General features: G+C 45.9%; 6 protein-coding genes. All 6 read left to right on the forward strand.

Annotated features, from left to right (window positions below):
• Positions 1-79 precede the first annotated feature (79 nt).
• The 6 genes from Q0314_RS07940 (at position 80) to Q0314_RS07965 (ending at position 5,180) form a co-directional block, all read left to right on the forward strand.
• Positions 80-1,285 (forward strand): M48 family metallopeptidase, encoded by a 1,206-nt coding sequence (locus Q0314_RS07940; RefSeq protein WP_298058061.1) that lies wholly within the window; start codon positions 80-82, stop codon positions 1,283-1,285.
• The gene (prmC, locus tag Q0314_RS07945; RefSeq protein ID WP_298058063.1) at positions 1,272-2,120 is read left to right on the forward strand and encodes a peptide chain release factor N(5)-glutamine methyltransferase; all 849 of its coding nucleotides are present in this window, start codon (positions 1,272-1,274) and stop codon (positions 2,118-2,120) included. The genes Q0314_RS07940 and prmC overlap by 14 nt, the downstream gene beginning before the upstream one ends.
• Before the next feature lie 156 nt (positions 2,121-2,276).
• Positions 2,277-2,744, forward strand: a complete 468-nt coding sequence (locus tag Q0314_RS07950; protein WP_298058065.1) for a DUF4149 domain-containing protein — start codon at positions 2,277-2,279, stop codon at positions 2,742-2,744.
• Positions 2,741-3,523: a threonine/serine exporter family protein gene (locus Q0314_RS07955; protein ID WP_298058067.1), complete on the forward strand. Its 783-nt coding sequence runs from the start codon at positions 2,741-2,743 to the stop codon at positions 3,521-3,523. The genes Q0314_RS07950 and Q0314_RS07955 overlap by 4 nt, the downstream gene beginning before the upstream one ends.
• Positions 3,516-4,028, forward strand: a complete 513-nt coding sequence (locus Q0314_RS07960; RefSeq protein WP_298058069.1) for a threonine/serine exporter family protein — start codon at positions 3,516-3,518, stop codon at positions 4,026-4,028. The genes Q0314_RS07955 and Q0314_RS07960 overlap by 8 nt, the downstream gene beginning before the upstream one ends.
• Positions 4,029-4,325: 297 nt before the next feature.
• Positions 4,326-5,180: a cell surface protein gene (locus Q0314_RS07965; protein WP_298058071.1), complete on the forward strand. Its 855-nt coding sequence runs from the start codon at positions 4,326-4,328 to the stop codon at positions 5,178-5,180.
• Positions 5,181-5,257 lie beyond the last annotated feature (77 nt).

A 5,257-nucleotide genomic window follows, 5' to 3' on the forward strand; every position in this document is an offset into this window, starting at 1 on the left:
AGCGCATAAACGGCGAGGAATTTTTGGCCGTGCGCACCGACTACGGCTGCTTTAGTCTTTATAAAATTTAAGGAAAAATATGTTTTATTTTTTACTCGGTATTTACTTTTTTTACGTTGCCATAAAGGCGTGGCTGGCGATTTTTCAGATAAACTTTATCCGCTCGGAGGCTAAAAAGCCCGCCGTCGTGCTAGAGCAGGGCGAGTACGAATCAGCCGCCGCAGCCGCGATAAGCAATCAAAAATTTGAGATAGCTAGCCTTCTCTATCACGCTGCGATATTTGTGATGTGGGCGTGCTGGGGGCTGGGCGAGCTGTATGAGAGCGCCTATAAAACGGGAGAACTGCGAGATCATATCATCTTTGTGATGAGCTTTTTGATCATCTCGTCGCTGCTGGAGCTACCGCTAAATATTTACGAAACTTTCGTCAAAGACAAAAGGCTCGGCTTTTCAAACGTAACGCCTAAAATTTTCGCGCTCGATCTACTTAAAACGCTTGCGCTAACGCTTGTGTTTGGCACGCTGTTTGTGTGGCTGGTGCTGCTTTGCATTGGATTTTTGGGCGATTTTTGGTGGTTTTGGGCGTTTTTGCTGAGCTTCTCGGTCGCGCTCGTTATAAATCTCATCTACCCGACGCTCATCGCGCCTATCTTTAACAAAATGCAGGCGCTGGAAGAAGGCGAGCTAAAAAGCCGTATAGAAGGGCTTTTGACGCAGTGCGGCTTTAAAAGTAGCGGCGTTTTTACGATAGACGCTAGCAAGCGCGACAACCGCTTAAACGCCTATTTTGGCGGCCTTGGCGCGACTAAGCGCGTGGTGCTTTTCGACACGCTCGTTAAAAAACTAAGTCTTGCCGAGATAATCGCCGTTTTGGGGCATGAGCTCGGGCACTTTAAGCACAAAGATATCCTAAAAATGATCGCCCTAAGCGCGGTTATGCTTTTTGCGATGTTTTTTATATTCGGCAACATCCCCGACGCGGCGTATCAGGCGCTGGGACTCAGCCCGGCAGGCGGCGGAGTGATCATGTTTTTGCTACTTTTCTCGCCGATTTTCGGGTTTTTATTTTCGCCTATTAGCTCGTATTTTAGTCGCGCGAACGAATTTGGCGCCGATAAATTCTCAGGCGAGGTTTCAAACAAAGCCGACATGATAAGCGCGCTAAAAAAGCTAGGCTCCGAAAACAAGGCCTTCCCGAAGGCTCATCCGCTCTACGCCTTTTTCTATCACTCGCACCCAAGCCTTTTTGAGCGTATAAACGAGCTGGAAAATGACGGTAAATGACGCGCTAAAAGCCGCTGTCTCGCAGATAGCTCCAGCATGCGAGATAAACGGCGCAAATCCGGTGCGCATAGCCAAGGCTCTTTTGATACAACACCTCGGCGTAAAAATCGAGTGGGTTTTTTTAAATTTAAATCGCGAATTAGAGAATACGGAGGGTTATTTTGCGCTGGCAAGCCGTTTCGCAAATCACGAGCCGCTTGAATATATCACGGGCGAAGCGGGCTTTTACGGGCTTACTTTTAACGTAAAAAAGGGCGTCTTGATCCCGCGCCCCGAAACTGAAATTTTAGTCGAAAAATCGCTTGAGATTTTGTCAAATTTACCCTCGCAAAATGAGCCGTCCCTAGTCGCCGAGATCGGCACGGGAAGCGGGATAATCAGTATCTGTCTCGCGCTAAACTCAAAGGCTAAAATCATAGCATCAGATATCAGCGACGATGCGTTAAATTTAGCTCGCGAGAACGCCGCAAAATTTGGCGTAGAGGACAAAATAGAGTTCGTAAAATGCGCGTATCTGGATCAAATTTACGGACGGTTTGATCTGCTCGTTTCAAACCCGCCTTATATCGCGCGGGACTACGAGCTTGATAAATTCGTACTAAACGAGCCGCACGAGGCGCTCTTTGGCGGCGCGGCGGGCGACGAGATCTTAAAAAACATTATCCTTGTCGCTAAAAATCGCGGCGTAAAATACCTAGCCTGCGAGATGGGCTACGATCAGCAAGAAAGTATGCAAAGCGCGCTTAAATTTAACGGGTTCGAGGCGGAGTTTTACAAGGATTTAGCTGGATTTGACCGCGGATTCGTCGCGCGAAATATATTTGCAAATTTCTAAATTTGCGCGCAGTTTTGGCTTTTGCTGGTAAACTAAATTTGCCCCAGCTTGCGTCAAATTTAGCACTCGCAAATTTCCGCCCTTTTTGCTTAAATTTAGCGGATTTTAAATGCTATAACCCTAAAATGCGTGCGATAAATCAAAAAAAGGAAAATCATGAAAAGCATTTATTTTTTACTTTTGGGCGCGCTCATCGGCACGGAGCTAGCTCTGGGCGCCCTAGTCGCACCCACGATTTTTTATCCGCAGAGCATACTTGGCGAGGGCGTACTCACGCAGTTTCAAAGCGGCAAACTGATGGCTACGATATTTGTTAAATTTAACTACGCCTTGCTAGCCGTTAGCGTCATAGCCGCGCTTTACGAGTTTGCATCGTTTAGATCTAGCGTCAAATTTGCCGCCAAATTTAGCGCAAACATGCTATGCGCGATAAATTTAGCCCTCGCGCTCTCGTTCGTGTTTTACTTCACGCCTTTCGTCATGGATGCGCAGGCTGTGGGTGAGGCGGCGACGCAGACGGCCGAGTTTGCTCAGATGCATGCGGCTAGCGAGTGGACGATGAAGCTGATGCTGTTTGCACAGCTTGCTTTGTTTTTTATCAAATTTAAAACCGCCCAAAAATGAGCGCGAAGCCCGACATCCAAATTTTAACCGATTTTCTCTCTGACTACACGACGGCGATGGTGAGCGCGGGCACCTACACCGCGCGCGTCGAAAAGTGCGTGGACCGCGTGGCTAGGTGCTACGGATACGACGTTAGCGTGACGATTTTCGTGAAATATTTTACCATTAGCGTCATGGACTCGGCCGACAACTCCCTGCGCCGAACCTACGTGAAAAAGATCCCGATAGGGCAGGTGAGCTTTAACCGCATTTCCGAGCTTTCGTCGCTTAGCTGGCGGATCTTGGATGAAAATTTGAGCCTTGATGAGGCCAAAGAGCAGTTTGATGGCGTCATGCGTATAGGGGCGAATAAATTTGCAAGCTCGCTTATTTTAATAAGCCTTGCAAATGCGGCGTTTTGCAAGCTTTTTGGCGGCGATATGGGCTCGGTAGCTTGCGTATTTTTCGCGACGCTCGTGGGTTATAGCCTTAGATTTGCGCTTGCTAAAATGGGCGTAAATTTAAAAATCCAGTACGTCCTAGTCTCGTTCGTCGTCTCGTTTATCGCATATCTTGGCGTATTTTACGGCTTTACGCACACTAGCGACGTGGCGATCGGCTCGTCGATACTATTTTTGATGCCGGGCGTTTTTCTCATAAACTCGGTCTTTGATATCATAAACGACAACACGCTTGTAGGCATCAGCAGAGCCGTGAGCACGGGCATCCTGATACTTTGCATCGCGGTGGGCGTCTATATCACGCTCTCGCTTAGCAATGCGGAGATTTTACATGTTTGAGCTTTTTACTGCGACTCTCATAGACGGCGCTTTTGCCGCGGTGGCGGGGCTTGGCTTTGCCTACGCTAGCTCTCCGCCAAAAAGGACTCTCGCATTTTGCGCGCTGCTTGCGGCGTTTGCGCACGCTAGCCGCTTTTGGATCATGCAGATGGGATTTTTTAACATCAGCGTCGCCACTCTCATCGTCTCATTTTTAAGCGGGATTTTAGGTATGCTCTTTGCCAAACGGCTCAAAGTGCCCGCCGAGATCATCGCGTTTCCCGCGCTTTTGCCGATGGTGCCTGGAGTTTACGCGTATAAGGGCATTTTGGCGCTGTTTTCGTTTCTAAACGAGCCTAATATCGCTAAGAAAAACGAATACCTAATCATATTTTTCGATAACGCGATCACGACCACGACGGTCTCGCTAGCTCTTGGCGTGGGTGTTTCTGTGGTGCTTATTTTATTTTACGATCAGTCCTTGATGATTACTCGCGGCGCTAAGTGCGAGTTAACGGAAAAGTAATTTTACTCGTCGTCTCTTGCGTGCCTTTAAATGATTGCGTAAATTTCGCCCTGCGACAGACTATATGTCTAGTCTTGGGAGGAAATTTACTTCTTCTATTTAGCTGCAAGCGTAGCGAAGCAGAAAACATTTAAATTTATCGCAAGATGCTTCCGCTTATCTTTTTTGCGTTCAAATTTGGATTAAATTTAGCTCTCGAAACGGGAGCTAAATTTGATATCCTTTCTTATCTTTACCCTAAATTGTTTCTCAAATTTGCCGATTTATCTTAAAATCTAAATTTAAAAGGATTTAAAAATGATAGAAGGCATAAATTTAAACTCGGCGGGTTATCAGCTGAATTTCGAAACCAAAGCCGACCCGCAAAAAGCGCAAGCAAGCGTCGCTAAAATCGCTCCTTTCGATAAGCAAAATTTAAACAAAACGCCTCAAAAAAGCGTGCAAAGCGACGAGGATGCGCGTATAGCACAAGCGTATATGAATAAAACTACCTACGAGATATTTGAGGCTGAAAATATCAATTTCGATAGGAGTGAAGAAGGCTGGATAACCAAAACCATAGAAAAAATCGACGCGATGCTAGCCCAAAAATACGCCCCCGGACAGATGCATGAGATGATAATGAGGGATGAGCTAGATACAAAGGAAAAGGTCGTTGATTTTACTCTAGATTCGTATTCGTGGTGGCTAAAAAGCAAATCCATAGACGGTAAACCGACTATCTCGGGTAAAATGCTGGGGCTCGGAACAAAGGAGGAGGAAGAGGAGCTGAGAGCTTTTAAAGACTCTTTACCTGAAGACGGTGCGATGAGCGACGTCGGAGCCAATTTACTGTTAAGAACCGACATCAGTATAGAAGAATTTAAAAAACTCTATGCGGAAGATATCGAGAAAACTACGAAAGCCCACAAAGAAGCCGTAGCAAAAATCAATCAAGAGATGAGAGAATACAACGCAAATTTAGCCAAGCAAAACAGGGAAAAGAAATTTAAACCCATCCAGGCTACTAGTAAAAGCAAAACCTACGTAGATAAAGACATCAGACGAGAATTCTTTGAAAATTTCTTAAAAGCCGAACGCGAAAAAGGGACGGATATAACTGAAATTTTAAATCAACTAGTAAAAATAGGTAAATTTGACGTAAAAGCATAAAGGATTAATATGATAAGCGGTATAAACGGATTTAACGCAAACGTAAATTATGATTTTAGTAGCTCTCATGGGCAAAA

It is taken from the genome of uncultured Campylobacter sp., assembly GCF_938040115.1.
Lineage (GTDB): Bacteria > Campylobacterota > Campylobacteria > Campylobacterales > Campylobacteraceae > Campylobacter_A.